Origin of the sequence: Arenibaculum pallidiluteum, assembly GCF_017355985.1 — a bacterium.
Taxonomy (GTDB): Bacteria; Pseudomonadota; Alphaproteobacteria; order Azospirillales; family Azospirillaceae; genus Arenibaculum; species Arenibaculum pallidiluteum.
Genome location: NZ_JAFIQU010000005.1, coordinates 263,034 through 282,301 on the forward strand (window position 1 = coordinate 263,034; position 19,268 = coordinate 282,301).

Consider the following 19,268-nt stretch of genomic DNA (forward strand, 5'->3'; position numbering starts at 1 on the left):
ATGCTGCCCGCCATGATCCCCGTCGCGCTCGCCATCGCCCAGGCCGCGGCGCCAGCGCTGGTGCCCGCGCTCACCGAATCCTTCACCGGCAGCGCCAAGGCCGGAGCCGTCGCTGCGGCTGTGGTCGATGCAGCCATGCAGGCGACCGGCACCGACACGCCGGCGGCCGCGCGCGACGCCATGCTGGCGGACCCGGCGGCGACGGAGGCCGTGCGCCTGGCGCTGATCGACATTGAGCGCGCGGAGATCGAGGCGCTGACGGAGCGGCTGCGCATCGACGCCGCGGACCGGGACAGCGCGCGCCGGCGCGAGGTCGACACGAAAGATCCGACGCCGAGCCGGCTGGCCTACTTAATCTTCGGCGCTTTTATGGCGTATGCGTTCACGATTCTCGTCAGCGCCGTGCTCGGTCTGGCTGGCATCAAGGAACCGCTCGTCGCGGGCTTGGTCGGGACCGGCTTTGGCGCGCTGGGCAGCGAGGCCGCACGGATTGGGAATTACTACTTCGGCAGCTCGGCGGGCAGCGCCGCGAAGCAGAGAACACTGGACTCACTGCGCGGAGGATGAGGTCACACTGCCGCTAGGCTGAGTTTAGGTGGGCAATGCGCGGAAGCTGCGCCCCTCATGGATCTTTCGGTTGGCCGCAGTATATAAATAGCGCTGCCGGCGCTGCTTAAGTCAGTGCTGACTTACCGTGATTGCTGGCAGTGCAGCAGTGCAGCAGTGCAGCATGCAGGAAGCTAGTTTCATAGCTTCATAGCTACGGAGGCGTCGGCCATGGTGAATTTAAACGCCACCGTACCTCACATACGCTTTCGGGAGGCGGAAGCATGCACCGAGAGGCGCGATAATTACTTGCGTTCGGAATGGGCTGGCTTAGGATGCGTGAGGCGGACGGGGTAGGCTCGCAACCATGGCCCCGTCGCGCCGGCAACGGCGGGAGCAACTTACAAAGGTGCTCCCGCTCCCAACTGATGGAGATGCATCAGAATGGAACTACCCGATCCTACCGCGATATACCCCAAAGACCAAGAGCTAGCGCGCCTGATGCGGGAGCGAACCTTGCTGCGAGCGTTGGTAGCGAAACCTCTGCTATACGGAGACGAGTCGCGTGCCGAGGAGGTCGCTCTCGTAAGGTGCCTTGCTGCCCGCCGAATCCATGACATCGAACACGGGATCCGCTGGCGGGACACAGACAGCGCCGAGGTCGCAGCGGCACAAATACAAGTCCTGAGGGACCGCATCGTAGCTGCCCAGATTGGAGAGGAGATTGACGACCTGGTGGAGAAGGTAGCGACTTACGTCCAACATTGGGCCAGCTGTCAAACGGTGGGTCGGCTCTAGTCCGTTGGCGAGGCCGACCTGGTCGCCTTCGGGTGGTCGGGTTGGCCCTTCACTTTCTATTCGCAAGGGCTGTAGGACGAGATCACTCATCCACGATCTCAGCTTTGTACAGCTCAATCAGCTCGCGCGTCTCGATGGTGAGCCCACGTCCGGTGAGCCCAGCCACTCTGGCGGCCAGCAGAGACGTCAGGGCATTTGCCCTTTCCCCTCGCCGGGCGTGGTGCAGCATTCGGTGGCAGGTTGGGCAAAGGGCAACAATATTTTCCAGGACGTCCAGGCTTGCGCTGAACTGCTCTTGGAACTGCATTGGGATCAGGTGGTGTGCTTCTACAAAATTACGTCTGGTGCTGTTGGACACAAATGTTCGGTGATTCGGGTCCAACTCGCATTTGAAGCCTGCCGCCAGGAGTGCCGCACCCGAGGTACTTGGGCTACGTTGATATCCCCCGGCTCTTCCGCCGCCACTACGGCGTGATGGCGGGGCAACAGGGCCAGGAGGCGGCGGTACATAGGGCCTAATCGCGCGACCTTCTGCGAAGGCAGCTGCGGCCTCTTGGAAGTCCTCATCTGGGAGCGGCGGAAGGGCGTCCACGAGGTTTCGGCCGATACGCCGCACAAGCTCCTCATACAGCTGTAAAAGGGTCCGGAAGTCGGTCCGAAAATCAGCCTCGTCGATGTCAGCTCGTGCTGAGTAATAACGGCTGACGATGGCGCCTGCCTCATATCCCTGTCCAAGGTCTCCGGTCGCCGCAAGGTCGATCGGTCCCCGAATAAAGCCGTGTGGAGGAGCTACATAGCGAAGTGCATTCCTCGCGCTCTCCTGAACCTGCCGCGTAGCCACTGCCTGAGACTCGAAGTGCTCTTTGAATTGTGTATACCCCTGATTGAGTGAAAGATACGCGCCTTGGAGGTCCTCGCGGAACAGCAGGACAATGTAGTAGCCCTTGGTTGCGGACCTCGTAACGTCCTTCCTAAATGCTCCAACCCAGGGGATGCGAGGGAACGACCGGTTAGGTTCACCTGACGGCGCGATCCTATAGTCCCCAACTTTGAGCTCGGCGGCCCCAATTTCCGCGGCAAATAGGGCGGGAAGTTCCTCCCGCAATGCTAGCAGATCGGGCGAGATGTTAGCTCCCGGTATTCGGGCCGGTCGATCCGGCCGTCGATAGTGTCGGAAAACCGCGTCGAGCTGATCCATCACGCACCCATTCTTTCGCTTAGAGCGTCCTATAGTATGTCAGTGCCCGCGCGCGATGAATCGTCCAGATCCAGCTTCGGCGCTGCCGCCTCGATCATCTGGCGCCGGGCGGTGGCGAAGAACTTCGCATAGTTCAGCTCGAGCATGCGGACGCTGGTCCCCATGTTCTCGGCCAGGAGCTGCGCCTGCATCCCGGCCATGATCGACTGTGATGCGTAGGTGTGCCGCAGGCTATAGGCGACCGTCTCGTCAGGCAGCTCGGCGGCCGCGACAGCATCACACATCGGCCGATAGTGGTCTTTGTCGCCCCACTGACCGCCGCCTTCACGCGTGAAGAGCCACTCGTCCGGGTGGCGCCCGGCGACGATCTCCTGGAAGAACTTGATGCCCTCGGCGGTCAGGACGACGTCTCGTGGTCCAGTCTTGCTGTTGGCAACGTGCACCGTGCCGGTCGCAGCCGAGAAGTCGCGCACCCGCATGAATCGAATCTCATTGCCCGGCCGGGCGCCCGTCAGTAGAAGGCCCGTGATCAGCCGGCGGAATGCGCCGTCGGTCTTGTTCAGCAGGCGCTTCACCTGCTCCCGGTCCAGGTGGACATGCCGCGCGAGGCCGACGTCAGGAAACGCCTTCAGCAGCCGCCAGGCCTTGTCGGTCAGGATCCCGTTCGCGTCGTCGGCGATCGCCAGGTTCAGCGCCGCCTTCAGCATCGACAGAACGCGGTTCGACGTGTCCTTGGCCCGGCGCACGTCTTCGGGGTCGTCCTGATCCGCCTCGGCGATTGTGGCATTGCGCCATGTCTTCAGCTCGTCGTGCGTGAGCGCATTGACGACCTTGGGGCCGAGCGTCGCGTGCGCGCCGGGCGCCTTGCGCGCCTTCGCCATCTTCAGCCGCTCCGGCGGCACGAGCTCGGCGTCGACGTGGCGCCGGAAGCGCTGGTAGGTGTCCTTGGCGGCATCGACGCCATTCTCGGCGAGAAGGTGCTCGACGTACCGCCGGCATGCCTCCCGCACCGTCATTCCCGCTGGCTTCTCCTCGGCGCGCGGCGCCCGCCTAGCCGGCTGGCGTCCTTCGGCGACCGCGCGGGCCGCGTCAATAGCCTGCGCGAAAGTCAACACGGTCGTGCCGTCGGCCTCACCGAGATCGTCAGCGGAGGCGATCCGCTGGACAGTGCTCCTGCCCCCGCCGAGATCCTTGCGCACAACCCAGACTCCGCCCTTCGCATTCCGCCGGTATCCCAGCTGCAGGCCGGGCTGGATGCTCTTCCAATAGGGCTTGGCTCGTGGCTCGAGGCGGGCCCGCGCGGCCCTGGTGTCGATCTTGGATTCCTTCAGGGGCTGTGCCACGACGCGACCTCGCAGATTCCTCGCGTCAAGGTACCCTGCTGGCCGAGTCGCGGCAATCGCTCTGTCCAGTATTTGTCCAGTACTCCCCGTGGCACGACGGGATATGTGGCGGCATGATACAGACGGAAATGGCGGAAACGCTAGGGTTCGGCGGCACAGGGAAGGGCGGCGGGATACGGCCAACGCGCCCTCTCACGGCGGTAACAGGGGTTCGAATCCCCTAGGGGACGCCACTTCTGCCAAGGCGCAGAAACGCTGGCTTTCTAGCTGGCGGCTTGGAGCCGACGAGCCTTTCCATCGTAGCAGCGACCGTAGCAGCCGCAAAGAGCACAGGTTTCCACCTTGGCGCTCACGCATGGGAGCGCGAGATCACCTGTCCTGCGCTGCGAATGTGAACCAGAGCCAGGTTTCCGGCGCCCCAGCGGCCCTTTAAGGGAACTGCCAAAAGGCGTCCCCTTGAGCGATCAATACGCTGGTTAACAGTCCCGTGCGGTCACTGCCTGGCGAGCGCGTATATGGGATCGGCAAGGGGCGGTCTGGCCCATGCCTGGCCCTTCGTTAGCGGTAAGGGCCTCAACTCGGGCTAGGAATAGATGGGCAGTTCCCGCGCCCGTTGCTTTGCCTCGCGCCTCAAGGCTGTTAGCGCCCCATGGAATTCATGATGGGCGTTCTGATCGAGGTTCAGCGGCAATGGCACAGAGGCGATTAGCTCGGCCTCCAACTGCCAGGGCTCCGGGTGCTCGATCCACGTTACGAAGGCATTCTCAGCCATCCAGGCCGATAGCTTGGCCTCGCCCTTTGGGGTTAAGGTCATTCGTTTCCCGCTTCCGACTCGCCGCAGTTCAAGGCCGAGGCGATCTGCGAGTAGGCATCCTAGTGTCAGCCGGAGCGTCGAGCCTTCGGCGTTTCCTCGGTAGTGATAGCGAATGCGGCTCCGAAGGTGCTGCCCGCTCTTCCTGCCTTCTGGCATCCGTCGTGGCGAAATGCCCACATACAGCAGCGTCAGGCCGCCAAACGTCTCGCAGCCATCCGTCGGCACGTTCGGAGGGACTTCGCGGAAGTACCATCCATACAGCCCAGGAGCCGCAGGGACGGGGCTAGGGCGCGTCAGGATCGTCTCTAACGAGACGGGTGGCATTGGAAGGCTGGCAAGATCGGAACGCACGTAGGACGCTCTCATGCGGTTCCGATCAATAGCTCTGCCTGGCTGGGATTACGCCGCGAACTCCGCCACGGGGGCTCTCCACGTCTCCAACACGTCGCGGGATCAGGTGTACGTGAACGTGGAAGATCGTCTGCCCGGCTGCTCCGCCGCTGTTGGTGCCGACGTTGAAGCCAGCAATCGACCGATCTGCTTCCTGTAGCTGTCTGCGCTGGTCATGCAGCAGGCTTTCGATCCCGTTTCGCTCTGGGACATGCAGGTCGAAGTAGTCAGCCACATGACGGCGCGGCATGACCAGCGTATGGCCCTCGGTGACCGGAAAGCCGTCCCTAATCGCGGTGGCGAGTTCGTTCTCGGCTACGATGCGGCTTTGAGGCAGGTTGCAGAACACGCAGCCTGCGTCTCGATCATCATAGCTGCGTCGGATTGCGCCGAAGTTGGTGTCGTCTCGGTCGCGCTTTTGAGCGTTGCAGGTATAGCAGAGGGCTTGGAGGTTGCTCGGATCGTCGCTACCGCCGTTGTTGCGCGGAACGATGTGATCGACTTCGAGAGCCTTTGCCTCAGCCGAAATGCCACAAGCCTCGCAGCGTCCGCCGGCACGTTTGAGAACGTCATAGCGTAGGCTGCCGGGAATATAGCCGTCCGACTTGCGCCTATGGCTCCAAGGATCGGGGCGGGCATCGAGGTATGCAGCAACCTTGCAGTCGCATAGTGCGATTAGGTCGGCTCGCTCCGCGTCGGTCATGGCCGCTGGATCGACCGTTAGCCGGTAGGTTTGTCCATCCCGCTCGACCATGCCGCGATTGGCTAGCACTCGGCCGGGCATTTCCCGCACGATCTGCTCATAGTATTCAAGCTGGCTGCGATCCCTGGTCAGGAACTCGCGGGCTATATCCCGCCTGTGAGCGATCCCGCCGCGCTCCAACAAGGTCCGGATCATCACCGGCTGATAGATGTGCGATTGGCGCATTTCGCGTTCCAGGAAGATCCGGAGCCGCTGGTAGGCGTTGCTCGACATAATGGTCTCGCAGACTTTTGGAGATACTTACTGACCGATTTATGATGATGGTTTCGTCGGCATAGCCTGTTCCACAGGCCATAACGGCGCGCCGTAGTGCTCATTGCGATGGCAGTTCGGGCAAAGCGCCACCGCGTTCTCAACCGTATCGTCGCCGCCTGCCGCGAGGGGCACTTTATGGTGGACTTCAAGGTAAGGGGTGCCATCTGAGCGCCGATCAAATGGCGCGCTCTCATTGCAGCCTTCGCAGGTACCGTTGGCGCGATCTAGGACCTCCGCTATCACGTCGGCATTCCGGATGAAAGCTTTCGCCAATACGGTCACAGTCGCGGGCTTCTTCGGCGCTACATCAAGGCGTGCTTTCCGCTCGGCCCTAGAGGATGCGCGCGCCTTGCGAACCGCCTGCTCCAAATCCTCCTTAAGCTGCGTCTCTGTGCGGGCCGGAGCATTCTTACGTTGGTCGCGCAGGACAAGGTCGAACCACTTAGAACCATCGGGTTCGGTGTGGACGCCAGCGTTCCGAAAGATGCCTGCAAGCGTAAATGTGGATCGTTCATCGGGCCTGGTAAATGCGTAGATAGGTGTGTCCGGATATTCGATTATGGCCGCGTTCTCGATATAGCTCTCCTTAAACTCGATGGCGCCGCTGTGTCTGTTTGTTCGGCTCTTTAGGAAATACTTGAGCCTTTCTCCTGCTGTGAGCCACTCGTTGGCGTACTTCCCGCCATTCAGAGTCGCCTTGATAAATACGGCCTTGTAGCGCCCGACTTTGCCGATTGGAAGTATACCGCCACTGCGGTTATCATAAATCTCCGCGAAAATAACTAAATCATCTGACCTGTACTCTTGTCCGACAACAAAATCTTCCAAAATCGTCCGCTCGTCTCGAAAGGCGGCAAATTTCATCAGGAGGTCGTCGCGGATGTCCTCAAACGTTAGAAGGCCAGCGTTCTTCAAGCCGGTATAAACCGGAGTATCAGGAGCTTCGCGAAACCTATCCATATAATGAAGTAAGTCACCGACACGCCTGAACTGGTTTAGCCAGCGTACGGAGTTCCTAACGGTTGATTTAACTTCGTCGCTTACCGCGGGGCTCGCCAATGCGGGCTCAAAGACCTTGTTCGTGATATAGGCGCGAACCGCATCGATCGACATAGCTGCTCTATTCTAGGGTCAGACCACAAGCGCGATTTGAGCTTAATACGATACCTCTCGTGAAGGAAATGCGATATGTTCTTTAACCGGCAAAGTTGCACCTTGGGGGCAAGGGATGCGGAGTTTGCTCGTTTCCGGGGTGGTCGTCGGGCTTGCCTGCTCGGTGGCGTGGGCGAAGGAGCCGCCTCGGTCCGACTCGGACATTCGCAAGGCCATCATCCAGGAGTCCATTGACTCGTATCCCGGCAACTGTCCGTGCCCCTACAACTCGGCTCGGAATGGGAGCCGGTGTGGCGGGCGAAGCGCCTACAGCCGGAAGGGTGGTTACGCGCCCCTCTGCTATCCAGAGGACGTTACTGACGCGATGGTAAGGCGGTATCGCCAGCACGGGAGGGCTGGAAACTAAGCGTGTATTGGACCACCCGCCTCGTTTGGGAAAGGCATGAGAACCATAGGTTCAGTAGATCGACGGTGCGAGTGTAACGCGGCATTTACCACTTTCGATGGTTGTAAGCGCGCTCCGGCCCGCATATCGTTTTCCGTCGAAGGTCTGGCAGACGGCTTAGCCAGGTCAGCAATGCGTGGGAGACGATATGAGCTACGTTCGCAGCAATCTGACGAAAGGCGAAGAGGTTATCTATGAAGCAAAGGTCCATTGGTCCATATATGTCGCTCCAATTATTTGTCTACTGATTGGCGTATTCTCCTGGCCTTTTCTTGTTCTGGGCTGAATTTTGCTGCTCAAGGCTATCGCAAAGAAGCTTACGACTGAGTTGGCTCTGACGAACCAGCGAGTGATCGCGAAGTTTGGCTTTATAAGGCGCTCAACGATCGAGCAGAGACTTGAGAAGGTCGATAGTATTCAGGTGCGGCAGGGTGTGATTGGGCGTCTCTTCGGTGCAGGCTCGGTGCTCGTATCAGGTTCGGGTGTGAGCGCAACGCCTATTCCCGGTATTGATGATCCGCTGCTTTTTCGCAATCGCGTGAATGAAGCTATTGAGAATGCTGCACGGCCAGCCTGACACGTCGGGATAGTTGCCGCTCGTCCTTTAGATTAATACTCAGGGTCGGCATCGTAATTGGCTGACCCTTTTTCTTTTATATAGTAAACCTGCGAGCCTTCCGTTTGATCCTTTGGTCCTTCCCGCCGGCCTGCATCAGGTATTTAGGCGGACAGCTGCAAGATATCAGGTTAACACGCCCAATTACGCTCCTTCTGGCGAGTGTATAATAATGAACGGCGTGCCCGGGCCTGGCCCATGCTAGGGGGTTCAACGCAATGCGTGGGGAGGCGCTTCGGCTCGTGAGAGAGCTATCTATTTCCTCCCAAGTGTATATTGCTGCTGTTCCGGGACCTATGCTTCTTCCGCCAATCCCAGGGAGCCTGGAACTCGCCAGCCCACAACCCCGCTTTGGTCAGCTTGGCTCGATCCTCAGCCGCCACGTAATCACGGCTATAGGTCCGGTAGGCCAGGGCTAAGCCCTCGCTGGCCAGCCAGGCGTTCAGATCCTCATTTCCGACTCGGCAGACGGCCACGATGCGCTTGTAGCGGTCGCGGTCCCGTTCCTGGCATCGGACGTTGCGCCGGCCGATCTTGTCGGCCAGTGCCAAGGCTGCCTTCTGTCCGCATCGATATGGACGCCCTGAAGCATCCTTGCATTGCTGGGCGCTCTCAGGAGCATCGACGCCATGAAGGCGGATGCGTCGCCCACGGATCTCTAGGGTGTCGCCATCGATGACCGATGCGACGCCGACAATCTCGGCTCCTTTGGCTGAGGCTGGTGCCGCGTAGCCAAAGGCCGCGAGCGCCAGCGCGGCAAGGAGAAGCGTTCCGGGTATGGATGGGGAGGGCGGCACGTTCATCGCGCCGACCTATACCGGAATGCTCTGCGGTTCCGAAGCCGCTTTGAGGGTGTACCGAAATCCCCTCTGCAATCGGTGCATCCCGATCGAGGAAACCTGCGGCGTTGGTCGAGTCAGTCGGACTGTACGGAAATCAGTTGAAATCCGTACGCATATTCCCCATTTGTTTTTCATAAATGCGAACACGGTGCATCATGAAGAGCTTCTGGTCGATGGGCTCCCCTGCATTTGGGGATGCTATTCACAAGTATGGCACGGCATCAATAAAGGCAGCATTTACTTATCTAGAATGGGTCACGCTCGCTGCAATTGTTGAGGCTCTGGCAATACGAACAAGTAATAGGTTTGTTGATGAACTGGCGATGTTGTTTTTGGTTCTCCTATCGATTTACCCTTCGCTATTTATTGTGCGGTGGTGTGATCGACTGGTCCGCAGAATGGATGCGCTGTCTGAGCCATTCAAGCTAATAATCTATGTGGAGTTGCTCGTAATTGCTTTGGTGCTGTCCTACGCAATTGCCGGTCATATAGTGGAAGGCGTCGCCTTTGAACTTGTTAAAATCAGCCTGTCTGGTGAATAACCATGCCACTGGTAGCAATTTATCTTCGAGTGTCAACTGACGGACAGAATGCTGAGAACCAACGTCGCGAGCTTGAGGCGGTTGCTACACGGTCAGGCTGGACGGTAGTGGAGGTCTACGAGGATCACGGGATCAGTGGGGCCAAGGGGCGCGAGAAACGCCCCGCCTTTGACCGGCTCATGAGGGACGCTGCTAGGCGCAAGTTCGATATGGTGGCGGCGTGGTCCGTGGACCGGCTAGGGCGCTCCCTACAGGATCTTGTCAGTTTCCTTGCCGAGCTTCACGGCCTTGGCATTGACCTTTTCCTGCATCAGCAGGGGATCGACACGTCTACGCCAGCCGGCAAGGCCATGTTCCAAATGCTAGGCGTGTTCGCTGAGTTCGAGCGGGCCATGATCCGGGAGCGCGTCAACGCGGGCCTAGCGAGGGCCAGGGCGCAGGGTAAGCGTCTCGGACGGCCGCAGATAGCCGCAGACAAGGAAGCCGCTGTACGAGCTTCCCTCGCGGCTGGCATGGGCATTCAGAAGATCGCCAAGTCGCTCGGCGTGGGGGTGTCTGTCGTGCAAAGGGTCAAGCGGCAGTTATAGAATGCAGCTTGATTAGCTGAGTTAAGAAGTAGGCTTGGTTGTGATCAGCGCGAGGGGCTTATAACAGTGATGCGGCTGCCATTCTTGGCCAGCGCCTTAGACCGCTTGTATCTCTGATACAGTAATATTGGCGGGGTCCATACTATTACAAGGACGATAAATACTGAGAGCGTGACATCGTCTTTATTGTTCCCTTCCAAAGCAAATCCAGCAATAGCTGTAACAACGAGTGCTACCGCACCGCAAAGCTCCGCCATGATAAGTGTAAGTGGTTGATCAAGGAAGCGATCTAGTAAAATCAGGATAATGATGGGGCCTAAGATCCATGCGATTGCGGCCGCAATCAGTACGAAAGGGGCAGCAGCGATCATAAGGCCCACAATAATGCTGGCCACTATGTCCATGATGTAGGCCCTACTATCAGAATTAGCACTGTTTCTGGTAAATTCTGCCGCGGCAATTTTATAAATGCAATACACCACGCCGGAGTAGAGATTTCACTCTCCTGCTGGGTGGCCCCAATCTCTCTCTCGGAGTTCTGCCATCTTCTCGACGTGCCGCAATGTTGGCGAAGTGGTCCGCCTGCGCCAATTCTGATCCGGTTTCGGCGACGCGACGGTGGTACTCAAGCAGGGCTGCCGTGTGCGCAACGACCAAGCCCTGATCCGCTTATCGAGAACGCATTTAGCCGTATCTGGCTCACTGGCCGCCTTCGCCTGTCCTGCGGTACGGACGTGCCTTTGAGTGGCTATGCTGGGACTCGAACCTCGACGGCAACCTGTCCCCTGGTCCCACAGTTGCGGCAGACGAAGCGGGGGATCAGGTCTGCCAGCGGAGTTTCGGGTCCCAAGGCCACTACCAGAGGCGGCAGGCTCTCAGGGTGGTCCATGTGCCGGCAACCCAGACAAGTTAATCGAACTGCCTCCGGGTGTGTGCAATGGCTGAGCCGGGCCTGATCCAGGGGAACGGTTCGAAAACTCATGGCTTGTCCCTCCCACTGGACGGATGGTAGAACAGAAAGGGAACATATGACAGCCGATTGCCATCTGATGCCAGAAAGCCATGACAAGGACGCCAGCCATGTCGCCCACATGCGGCTCGGGGATCTGGTGCGCCCTGCTATGGTCGTGAGGGTGCAGTGCGGCTATTGCCTCCGCACGGGGCCTCTTAATCTCATTGCCCTGTTGGCCAGCTATGGCCACACGATCCGGCTGGCGGAAATCGGCCCAAACTTGAAGTGTCGCGGCTGCGGTGCCCGGGGCCTGATCAGCTTTCACGCTCGGCACATCAGCGAATAGCCAGCCTGACGAGTCGGAGGCAGCCTATTGACGGCTGCTGCCTGGCGGAATGGATTGGGCTTGAAGAGCGTCTATGGCTGTAACGATCCGTTTCCAGGTCGCGTAGCCTGCTTCGTCACCCTGTTCACGCAATTCATCCGCACGCATTGCCGCGTGGATCGCTGCTTCGTCACCGTGTTGCTGGATCAACAGGTTGGCCGCGCGATAAATGTCTGCTTCGATCATGGTTGCGTGTTCAATGGGCGGTGTACCGTTGCGCGAATTCAGCCACCTTCTTGGCAGCGCCCCATTCATCATCACCGATCAACTCGATCCTGAATGGTTTTGATCCGCCGGCGAACAGGTCTGTGGCGACAAGCTGACTGCTCTTCGAAACCACCACCGCGTATCTCTCGGGCCACACACCCGCCGCGCTCTCGGTCATGGGGGCGCCTGGCGTGCCGTTGTCGTAGAAAACCGTTGTGCGCATTCCATCCTTGACGGCGACTGTATGGCTGATGCGGAGCCCATCAGCGCCGCGATGCGCCAGAACCTTGGCGATTGTGGCCGTGGATTGAGCATTGGTGCTCATATCCTCAAAGACTCGAAAGCGGCCGGTGATGAAGCGGCCGGGCATGATCTGCGTCGGCATCTCAGCCGTTTGCCAGTAGGTCATGACTTCGTCTGGCGTGAGCAGAGGTAGTCGCTCGATGAAGGCCTGTGCCACGCAGCCGGTCACCGGACATGTGTGCAGGTCCAGCGAGCCCGCAGAGTGGGCCAGCTTCTGCGGTGGGGCATTAGTTGTCTGGCATGCCGCCAGCGTGAGCAGCGATGTGATCAGAACCTTGCGCAGCACAAAAGCCTCCGCTCAACCCGGGCGAGAAGTTTAGCATGTCACGCAACTTCGTACGATTGGGTGCTTGAAGGCGGCTGCCCTTGAACGCCGAACTGGGATCAGCGCCGAGTAGATTGCGCATGCCATGTAACGGCGAGAAAGACACCCCCATACGGTGGGGGCAATGGTAAGGTCGATCTGGTGGTGGAGTGAGGGACGCTCACGGTCGAGTCACGTTGCGCCCTCATTCGCCAGGCAATTTCAGCTATTCGTCCATGTCGTCCAGATCGCCCAAGCAGTCTGCGATCCCGAGAGATTTTACGATTTGATAATCTTCATCCGCTTCAAGCTCCCTGGCGCAAAATGCTTTTAGATGATCGACCTTGTATTGGGCTGTTGCGTCTAGTCCAAAGGTAGATAGTGCAGCTTCGTCCAACGTAAGTAGCTCGCCGCTGTTCTGGTCGAACCACGGACGGCTCTTGTCTCCCGACCTATCCCAGACGAAGTAAAGGTTGACTTCCGCCGCTGGGAGACGGTTGATCTGGTCATCAGTCAGCGTGAGCCGTTTACCTGTCCGGCTCAGCCACTTGAAAGGTGGCCGTTCAGTCCAAACGGGAGGGAGCGCCTTTGTGGCCGGTGAGCCCTCGCTAGACGCGGGTATGGCCTGAGCAGGCTCTTTAGGAGCCTCGGGAGCAGGCTTGATCTCCCTCCGCCTGCTGGAAGGTGCATTCGGCCCCTCGAACTCGCCCTCGATGCAGGCCCATTGTCCGTCTCGCGGGCGCTGGATGTGCGTTACGACGCTGACGGCCTTCCTTCCTTCGGACCTCCACTGAGTGCGGATCTTGAACACCTGGCTGGTGCCATCCGGGCGGAGCTTTAGGAAGTGGTCCCATTCGGGAACCCACCTGGCGTGCTTAAAGGGGTCGTACTCGTCGGCAGTCAGTAGCGCCTTCCGGATCTTGACGCTCTTGCTCTTAGGGTTGAAACCTCCCTTGGTGATGTTGCAGACAGCGACGGCATAGAGCGTATCGCCGTTAGGATCTTCGCAAGTGTCCGTTCCTTGCTCGTTCATCAGGGCGAAGCCAACAACGAAGCGGTTGGGTGCCTTGGAGCCGTTGAAGCGAGCGGGCTCGGCGCTAACAAGCATGGCGTTATATTCACCTTCGGGAGCGTTCCCGTAGATGGTGGTGTTGTCAGTCATTTGGGCTGTTCTAGTTTAGGGCATGGCACTATGGCTGCAAGGCCATAGAGCAAGATGATAGTATGTTCGTATGGCTACATGGTTATATGGCAGTTATCTGAACCTCTCGTTGATGTGTAGTCGCGCAGCCAGCCTTGCGGCTGCTGCGCTTTGCATTGTTTTGATGACTGTGTGGATGCCTTCGTTCAGAGTTTCGAAGGGCCTATTTAAGGAAGGCTCCTTATGAATTCCCGGAACTCGGCTGTATTCGGACATGGCTCTTGGAATTTTGCAATTCGAAGTGCACGATACCATGGCATTCCGTAGCCTTTTGCTATGGCTGCGGCTAGCGTCCTATCGTCTACGGCCTGATCAGGGTTGGCGTATTTTTCCCAATCCGAAGCCTTAAGGCGGCGAACTAAGGAGTTCATTTCGTTCCCAATTGCCCGTGCTCGACGCTTCCACGCGTTAGGTGCCTTATCGTACGCCCGGTGCATTTCGGGAGGCATCGGATCAAGATGCTGAGGGTTTACGCACCATCGGTTGTGGCAATGGTGGCCCACATCCATGTCCCCTCGGAGGGTTCCATCCCTGAGTGCGCACAGAATACGGGAAACCTTCCCAAGCTTTTTCTTTCCATCCATTGAGTAGCTGATGACTGGACGGCCATTGTTGGTGGCACCGTTCCACCGCCAGCAGGCTTCTTGTCCGGCGCTTGCGTCGATTTGCTCGGATAGGCGAGCGTCTAACGTGGGGTTCTGAGCAAGCAGCGTCTCTCGGTTCAGGCTGATGCCTGAGCCGGTCTTAGTGTTCTCCATGTTTTCCAAGAACCAAAAAAAAGGGCCACGAACTCGCGTCCGTGACCGACTGCATTAGCTTCTCTTGAAGCCGACGCAAAGGTGCCACACCAATAGTTATTCAAATCTTACTTAAAAGCTAACGGATTGTAAACGGCCGGGCGGCGTCCGAAACTGCCTCTTTGATGCATTCTGTGACTCGCCATAGCCTCCGCGCAGTGAGGCCGACGACCTGCCGGGTTCCCTGCCTAGCCGAAGCAATCAGACTCAACCACGGGGCTCCCTATGGCCTCCTGAGGCCCTTAGCTCAATCGAGCTTCTTGGCTACGTCCTCCGGCCTCAAATGCGTGTACCGGGCTAGCATCCGATAATCCCGATGGCCCGAGATAAGGGCGACCTCGGGGACGCTCAGCCCCTTTTCGAAGAACCGGCTGACAGCCTCATGGCGTAAGTCATGCAAGCGGAGGTTTGTGATCCTGGCTCGCTTGATCAATCGTCCCCAGGCGAGACGGACAGCGTTGGCTGAGAGAGGAAAGATCCTCACTGAGTCGTGACCCCCATCTAGGATGCCCCTAAGAATGCGAATGGCCTCTCCGGAAAGGGGAATTGTCCGGGGGTGCCCATTCTTGGTTTCGGGGATATGCAGGGTGCGCCTCGCCCAATCCACAAACTGCCACCGCGCATTGACCAACTCGCCTCGCCTCATGCCGGTTTCGATGGCGAACCGGAGCAACGAGCCCATGAGGGGATTGCGACCATGTTCTACGGCATTCAGAAGGCGTTGAAATTCGGTAAGCCCTTCGATGCGCCGAGTCTTTACCTTTGACGAAGCGGGCTTGCTGCCCAAGGCTGTTATCGTTGAGAAGACTCAAATCGCTGAACTGCGCCGATAAGCAGACGTTCACTAAAGCCGAATAAGAAGGCCACCAGACCTACTGCTCCGATGCTCTTGAATGTTACCAAACTGGCCTGCACAAACATTACGGCAACTAGCCCGGTAACTGCCCCGACAAGAGGCCGTGCTACAGTAACAGCTAGCCCTTCATAGGCGCTTGGTGATTGGCCCAAAGTTGTGAGTGTTAGGAGGGCGCTCAAGCAGGCGCCAAGCCCTCCAAGAACAAATGTTGCAACCATAACATCGCTATCCATGTCCTCTGTGCTAACTTCTTTGATTTGGTACAACTTTGCAGCGAGGTCTGGTCTCGTATATATCAGGTATGCCAGGGCGCATATGAAAGATGCTAATATAATCGTAAGCCAAAATATTCGCGACGATGTGCGTTCTCGTGTGTCGTAGAGGTAAATGACTTGCTTCTCATAAAGATCAAACGCTTCTATTACGACGGCTCTTAGGTCGTGGCCTTGTTTTTTGGGGTCGCTGGATAGCGTTGCTAATAGATCCAGAACTGGTTTGCCATGAACTGAGGGGAGTAGGGCACTTGCTTTGGCTGCCAGGGACGCTGCAAGGGCAGATATTTGAGCGTCGGAGTATGTATTTATGATTAGCCGTTCTGCTAGAATAATAGTTTGCGCGGACCGCTCGAGTTGGTCGGCCGATAATGCGCTTTCGGCGATATCAGCGTACTTTACTGCGGCTATTTTCGCGGTGTCATCGGAAAGTAATTTTGCGTACTCTCTGGCGCCATCTATGCGGGCCTGCAATCTGTAAGCGCGAGAATACATTTGCTTCCCAAATGCGGTCAGAGGAAGCTTGGGAAATTTTAGCATAGATTTTCCCTCCCTAGCCCATGTGACCATGCGTATTCTGCTGCGCGCCGGAAACCTGCTATGTTGACGGTGCTTACTAGCACTAGTGGTGCCGTACGTTGATTGTCCTGCTTCTGGTTATCTTGAATGCATTCAGTGTGCGGCTCGGGTCTCTTTGATGCGTCTAGGAATGGAAGAATAGCAGGTAAATCCGTGGAGAGTCCGCCACGCCTCGCTACTAGCAATCTAGCCAGGCGAGCCGGACTCAGCCGCGGGGCATTCTACGGGCTTAGATGGGCTCAGGGGTGAAGGTGCGAGAGATCCAGGCCCTTATAGGTGATCTTCGCCATAGCCTCGCTCAGTACAGCCAACGGCACCCCGTTTCCGCCATAGGAGCGGCCAACCCCGCCATCCGAATGGCCAGTTAGGGCATCGTGAACCTCTTCCTCGATCCGTGCAGCCCGGCAGGCATCCTTGAACCCATGCCGGAATGAGTGGAACACCTTCCGCCCGTCGGTGATACCGATGGCCCGAGCGTATCGGCCCCACCACTTGCTCCAATTGCCGGTGGCATGGCCCTTGTTGTCACCCTTGAGATCCGGGAACAACAAGGGACTGTCCGCCTTCCGTCGTTCATCGACGTGGGCCAGGAAGCCGCAACGGACCAATTCCGGATGGAGTGGCACCTTTCGCCGCGATTGGCGCGTCTTGACGCTCTTTCCCTCGTCCAACGTGTTGATATCGATGTAGGTCACCCCGTCGTCATGCCGCACATCGGATGCGCGCAACTGACCAAGCTCTTCCAGCCGAGCGCCCGCGAAGAGCGCCAGCAGGGGCAGCCAATAGTCCGCATTCCGGAGCATCATTGAGCCCGGCTTGGTCGAATAGTGCTCGGAGCGCCTTCCTCGGAAGACGGGGGAGTTAAAGATCCGAGCAAGGTCCGCAGCATCGTATGGCAGGCGCCGCTTATCGACGTTCTTAGCCTCCGCCACCTTGATCCCATGGGCCGGGTTCGTAGCGCAGTAGTCATTGTTCTGAGCCCAGCCGAAGATGGCGCTCAGGGCGGCGATGTCGGCATTGACTGATCCCGCGCTCAGCCGTTCCGCGTCGTTGCCTTCGAACGCCCTCACGATTTCAGGGATCGGCATAGCGCGCTGAGCAGCGGTTAGCGTCCTCGGCATTTTGAGCAGAGCGTCCTTGAGATCGCGGACATGAGCCTTCGTGATCGCCGCGATAGGGAGGTCGCCGTTCACGTCGCAGAACCGCCTAACAGCCGTATCGAATTTGGCCTTGCTCTTCGGCGGCAAGCCGCGCTCTGCGTCGTACTTCGCGTAGATCGCAGTCAGCGTCAGGGGCGGTTTAGCCTTGACCTCGGCATCCTGGGGTGTGGGCAGGGGAGCGGGCTCCTGACCATCCACGAACATGGGATCTTCCGGACCGGCATCCAGGTCTCCGCACATGCGGTCGAAGATGATCCGTTTGATCTCCACGTCAGCCCTGGTCAGCAGGTGTGCCAGCTTCCTATGGGCCGGGGTGCCGAGGGGGATAGAGATACCTTCTGCTGCCTCGATCTCCCTGATGGTTTCCTCGGCCCCATAGAGACGGTTCGTGCGCAGGTTGCTTCGGGCCATGTCCAACTGCTCGGATTGCAGATCAATGGCATCCGCAGGAGCTTCGAAGTTGATCCACGTCCTGAGCCGCAGGTCATCGGCCTCAGCCAGTGCCTTAGCGAATTGGCGTCGGGTGATCTCCTTGAGGTCGGCTTCGGACAGGTTCGGATTGGCTCGCGTCATGGCGAAGAGCCTTAGCCCTACAGCTTTGGTCAGGGCTAATGACCTTTCTGCGACGGATTTGTCGGAAGTTCGAAGCGTCCGCGTGATCTCGCTTCGCCCAAAGCGGCCTCTGAGATCCGATGGAATGAACAGACGTAGATAGTAGATCCCGTTTGCTCTGAGTTGCAGGTTTGCGATGCCGGTCATGTGGTCCGTCGTAGCAAATGCCGTAGCAATTGCCCGTCCGGCCCTCGATCCGCTTAGCTGCAAGCCGTCCTCTCCCTAGCATTTCCGCCACCTACACGGCTGAAATGGGGGAGACTCCCCTAGGGGACGCCACCGATTGCCAGAAAACAAAGCCCCGCCTCGTGCGGGGCTTTGTTTTTGTGCAGTACGCCGTCGCAGTCCCCGCGGCATGTTGCGCGACCCTGCGGAATCGCGGCTCATTCCGCCGCGCCTCTTCCACGATCCCGCCCATGCGATCGTCTCGCGGACCAGTCGGCAATGCGGAACTCGCCGGGCTTCGAGGCTGTGCGCCGATGACACTCACCCGACGTAAGATGCTCCTCTCGGTTGCTACGATGCGCGCGGTCTTGCTGCGACCGGACTTCGCGGACTCATTTCAAACCGCTGCCGTCGGCGATCACTTGTCGGCACCGAACCGCGAGACCCGTTTACGGCACCAGTTCAGGCGCAAGGGCGAGGAAGTTCTGCATCGCGAAGTTCTCGTCGAGCTCTGAGTGCCTCCACCTTGACGAGTCCGTTCTTCAGGATGCGGAACAGCGAATAGTCCTTCAGGAGGTACCAGAAGTCCTGGAGGAAGATCCGCGCGTCGATGCATGTCCCTCCGAACTCGAACCGGATCGCCCGGATGGTGTCGGGGGCCAGCATGGCGCCGGCGCCGTTCAGTACGGCCAGCTCGTTCCCTTCGGTGTCGAGCTTCAGCAGGTCGATCCTGGAGATCTGCCGTTCCCGGCAGACGTCGTCGAGCCGCCTCAGGGTTACGATCTTCTTTAGTCCATGCTCATGTTATAGTGATCCAATTGCCGCTTGTAGATCGGGGCGAGGCCGCATGCCGGGACGGTCGAATGGAGCACGACCTCCCGGCCGGTATCCGAAAGCCCAAAATTGAGCGCCGTGCACCGGCTGTCCGATACGTTGCCGATGAAATCGGCATGGGCATGCCGGGTAGGCTCGAACACGTAGATCTCCGCGTTGGGGAAGCGGTTCAGGGCCGCCTTCGTGTAAGTGCCGCGATTGCCGCCGACGTCGAAGACGATCGCGCACGGCTGCGCGCCAAACTTCCGGCCGAGGCTCTGGAGAACCGCGTCCTCGCCATTGGTCGCGATCTCGAAGTCGCCGCCCGCGCCCATTCCCTGGGGCGCGAGGCGGTGCAGCGTCGAGCCTGCCAAGCCTCGCCCCTTGCCCCGTCCCACCGCACCATTTCC

19 protein-coding genes are annotated in these 19,268 nt (G+C 58.8%); 4 read left to right on the forward strand and 15 right to left on the reverse strand.

The window, feature by feature from the left end; translation table 11 throughout:
* Entirely contained in the window at positions 1-567 is a 567-nt protein-coding gene (locus tag JUB13_RS13200; RefSeq protein ID WP_207479592.1) for a hypothetical protein, read from the forward strand.
* An 859-nt stretch (positions 568-1,426) separates the two neighbouring features.
* Here JUB13_RS13200 and JUB13_RS13205 read toward each other — a convergent pair.
* The 5 genes from JUB13_RS13205 to JUB13_RS13220 all read right to left on the reverse strand — a co-directional run bounded on the left by JUB13_RS13205 (position 1,427) and on the right by JUB13_RS13220 (position 7,220).
* Entirely contained in the window at positions 1,427-2,542 is a 1,116-nt protein-coding gene (locus JUB13_RS13205; protein ID WP_207479594.1) for an MrcB family domain-containing protein, read from the reverse strand.
* Between the two features lie 29 nt (positions 2,543-2,571).
* Complete coding sequence (locus tag JUB13_RS32030; RefSeq protein WP_207479596.1) at positions 2,572-3,741, reverse strand: tyrosine-type recombinase/integrase; 1,170 nt, start codon at positions 3,739-3,741, stop codon at positions 2,572-2,574.
* 727 nt (positions 3,742-4,468) lie between these two features.
* The gene (locus tag JUB13_RS32210) at positions 4,469-5,065 is read right to left on the reverse strand and encodes a GIY-YIG nuclease family protein (protein WP_407928130.1); all 597 of its coding nucleotides are present in this window, start codon (positions 5,063-5,065) and stop codon (positions 4,469-4,471) included.
* Between the two features lie 10 nt (positions 5,066-5,075).
* The gene (locus tag JUB13_RS13215; RefSeq protein WP_207479599.1) at positions 5,076-6,065 is read right to left on the reverse strand and encodes an HIT domain-containing protein; all 990 of its coding nucleotides are present in this window, start codon (positions 6,063-6,065) and stop codon (positions 5,076-5,078) included.
* Positions 6,066-6,104: 39 nt separating this feature from the next.
* Entirely contained in the window at positions 6,105-7,220 is a 1,116-nt protein-coding gene (locus tag JUB13_RS13220; protein WP_207479601.1) for an HNH endonuclease, read from the reverse strand.
* A 734-nt stretch (positions 7,221-7,954) separates the two neighbouring features.
* On the opposite strand from JUB13_RS13220, the gene JUB13_RS13225 reads away from it, so the two are divergent.
* A complete protein-coding gene (locus tag JUB13_RS13225) occupies positions 7,955-8,242 on the forward strand; it encodes a PH domain-containing protein (protein ID WP_207479602.1) in 288 nt (95 codons plus the stop codon).
* Positions 8,243-8,532: 290 nt separating this feature from the next.
* Here JUB13_RS13225 and JUB13_RS13230 read toward each other — a convergent pair whose 3' ends face one another.
* Positions 8,533-9,084 carry a thermonuclease family protein gene (locus tag JUB13_RS13230; protein ID WP_207479604.1) on the reverse strand — a complete coding sequence of 184 codons (552 nt, stop codon included), beginning with the start codon at positions 9,082-9,084 and terminating at the stop codon, positions 8,533-8,535.
* Between the two features lie 194 nt (positions 9,085-9,278).
* Between JUB13_RS13230 and JUB13_RS13235 the strand changes: the two genes are divergently transcribed.
* Positions 9,279-9,665: a hypothetical protein gene (locus tag JUB13_RS13235; protein WP_207479606.1), complete on the forward strand. Its 387-nt coding sequence runs from the start codon at positions 9,279-9,281 to the stop codon at positions 9,663-9,665.
* A 2-nt stretch (positions 9,666-9,667) separates the two neighbouring features.
* Complete coding sequence (locus JUB13_RS13240; RefSeq protein WP_207479608.1) at positions 9,668-10,252, forward strand: recombinase family protein; 585 nt, start codon at positions 9,668-9,670, stop codon at positions 10,250-10,252.
* 44 nt (positions 10,253-10,296) lie between these two features.
* Here JUB13_RS13240 and JUB13_RS13245 read toward each other — a convergent pair whose 3' ends face one another.
* The 9 genes from JUB13_RS13245 to JUB13_RS13285 all read right to left on the reverse strand — a co-directional run bounded on the left by JUB13_RS13245 (position 10,297) and on the right by JUB13_RS13285 (position 19,256).
* On the reverse strand, positions 10,297-10,656 hold the full coding sequence (locus JUB13_RS13245; RefSeq protein ID WP_207479610.1) for a hypothetical protein: 360 nt from the start codon (positions 10,654-10,656) through the stop codon (positions 10,297-10,299).
* Positions 10,657-11,574: 918 nt separating this feature from the next.
* Positions 11,575-11,775, reverse strand: coding sequence for a DUF6961 family protein (locus tag JUB13_RS13250; protein WP_207479612.1), 201 nt, complete (start codon positions 11,773-11,775; stop codon positions 11,575-11,577).
* 10 nt (positions 11,776-11,785) lie between these two features.
* On the reverse strand, positions 11,786-12,385 hold the full coding sequence (locus JUB13_RS13255; protein ID WP_207479615.1) for a hypothetical protein: 600 nt from the start codon (positions 12,383-12,385) through the stop codon (positions 11,786-11,788).
* Between the two features lie 244 nt (positions 12,386-12,629).
* The gene (locus tag JUB13_RS13260) at positions 12,630-13,565 is read right to left on the reverse strand and encodes a hypothetical protein (RefSeq protein ID WP_207479617.1); all 936 of its coding nucleotides are present in this window, start codon (positions 13,563-13,565) and stop codon (positions 12,630-12,632) included.
* A 1,083-nt stretch (positions 13,566-14,648) separates the two neighbouring features.
* Entirely contained in the window at positions 14,649-15,188 is a 540-nt protein-coding gene (locus tag JUB13_RS32215) for a site-specific integrase (RefSeq protein WP_207479619.1), read from the reverse strand.
* Between the two features lie 5 nt (positions 15,189-15,193).
* Entirely contained in the window at positions 15,194-16,069 is an 876-nt protein-coding gene (locus tag JUB13_RS13270; protein WP_207479621.1) for a hypothetical protein, read from the reverse strand.
* A 278-nt stretch (positions 16,070-16,347) separates the two neighbouring features.
* A complete protein-coding gene (locus JUB13_RS13275; protein ID WP_207479622.1) occupies positions 16,348-18,027 on the reverse strand; it encodes a site-specific integrase in 1,680 nt (559 codons plus the stop codon).
* Positions 18,028-18,507: 480 nt separating this feature from the next.
* A complete protein-coding gene (locus JUB13_RS13280) occupies positions 18,508-18,828 on the reverse strand; it encodes an FkbM family methyltransferase (protein ID WP_207479837.1) in 321 nt (106 codons plus the stop codon).
* A gap of 5 nt (positions 18,829-18,833) precedes the next feature.
* The gene (locus tag JUB13_RS13285; RefSeq protein ID WP_207479624.1) at positions 18,834-19,256 is read right to left on the reverse strand and encodes a class I SAM-dependent methyltransferase; all 423 of its coding nucleotides are present in this window, start codon (positions 19,254-19,256) and stop codon (positions 18,834-18,836) included.
* Positions 19,257-19,268 lie beyond the last annotated feature (12 nt).

Excerpts from the sequence above, each read along its gene's own strand:
- JUB13_RS13215 (WP_207479599.1), bottom strand. The coding sequence starts at position 6,065 with ATGTCGAGCAACGCCTACCAGCGGCTCCGGATCTTCCTGGAACGCGAA.
- JUB13_RS13250 (WP_207479612.1), bottom strand. The coding sequence starts at position 11,775 with ATGATCGAAGCAGACATTTATCGCGCGGCCAACCTGTTGATCCAGCAA.
- JUB13_RS13235 (WP_207479606.1), top strand. The coding sequence starts at position 9,279 with ATGAAGAGCTTCTGGTCGATGGGCTCCCCTGCATTTGGGGATGCTATT.
- JUB13_RS13230 (WP_207479604.1), bottom strand. The coding sequence starts at position 9,084 with ATGAACGTGCCGCCCTCCCCATCCATACCCGGAACGCTTCTCCTTGCC.
- JUB13_RS13205 (WP_207479594.1), bottom strand. The coding sequence starts at position 2,542 with ATGGATCAGCTCGACGCGGTTTTCCGACACTATCGACGGCCGGATCGA.
- JUB13_RS13240 (WP_207479608.1), top strand. The coding sequence starts at position 9,668 with ATGCCACTGGTAGCAATTTATCTTCGAGTGTCAACTGACGGACAGAAT.
- JUB13_RS13275 (WP_207479622.1), bottom strand. The coding sequence starts at position 18,027 with ATGACCGGCATCGCAAACCTGCAACTCAGAGCAAACGGGATCTACTAT.
- JUB13_RS13220 (WP_207479601.1), bottom strand. The coding sequence starts at position 7,220 with ATGTCGATCGATGCGGTTCGCGCCTATATCACGAACAAGGTCTTTGAG.
- JUB13_RS13270 (WP_207479621.1), bottom strand. The coding sequence starts at position 16,069 with ATGCTAAAATTTCCCAAGCTTCCTCTGACCGCATTTGGGAAGCAAATG.
- JUB13_RS13200 (WP_207479592.1), top strand. The coding sequence starts at position 1 with ATGCTGCCCGCCATGATCCCCGTCGCGCTCGCCATCGCCCAGGCCGCG.
- JUB13_RS13245 (WP_207479610.1), bottom strand. The coding sequence starts at position 10,656 with ATGGACATAGTGGCCAGCATTATTGTGGGCCTTATGATCGCTGCTGCC.
- JUB13_RS32210 (WP_407928130.1), bottom strand. The coding sequence starts at position 5,065 with ATGAGAGCGTCCTACGTGCGTTCCGATCTTGCCAGCCTTCCAATGCCA.
- JUB13_RS13260 (WP_207479617.1), bottom strand. The coding sequence starts at position 13,565 with ATGACTGACAACACCACCATCTACGGGAACGCTCCCGAAGGTGAATAT.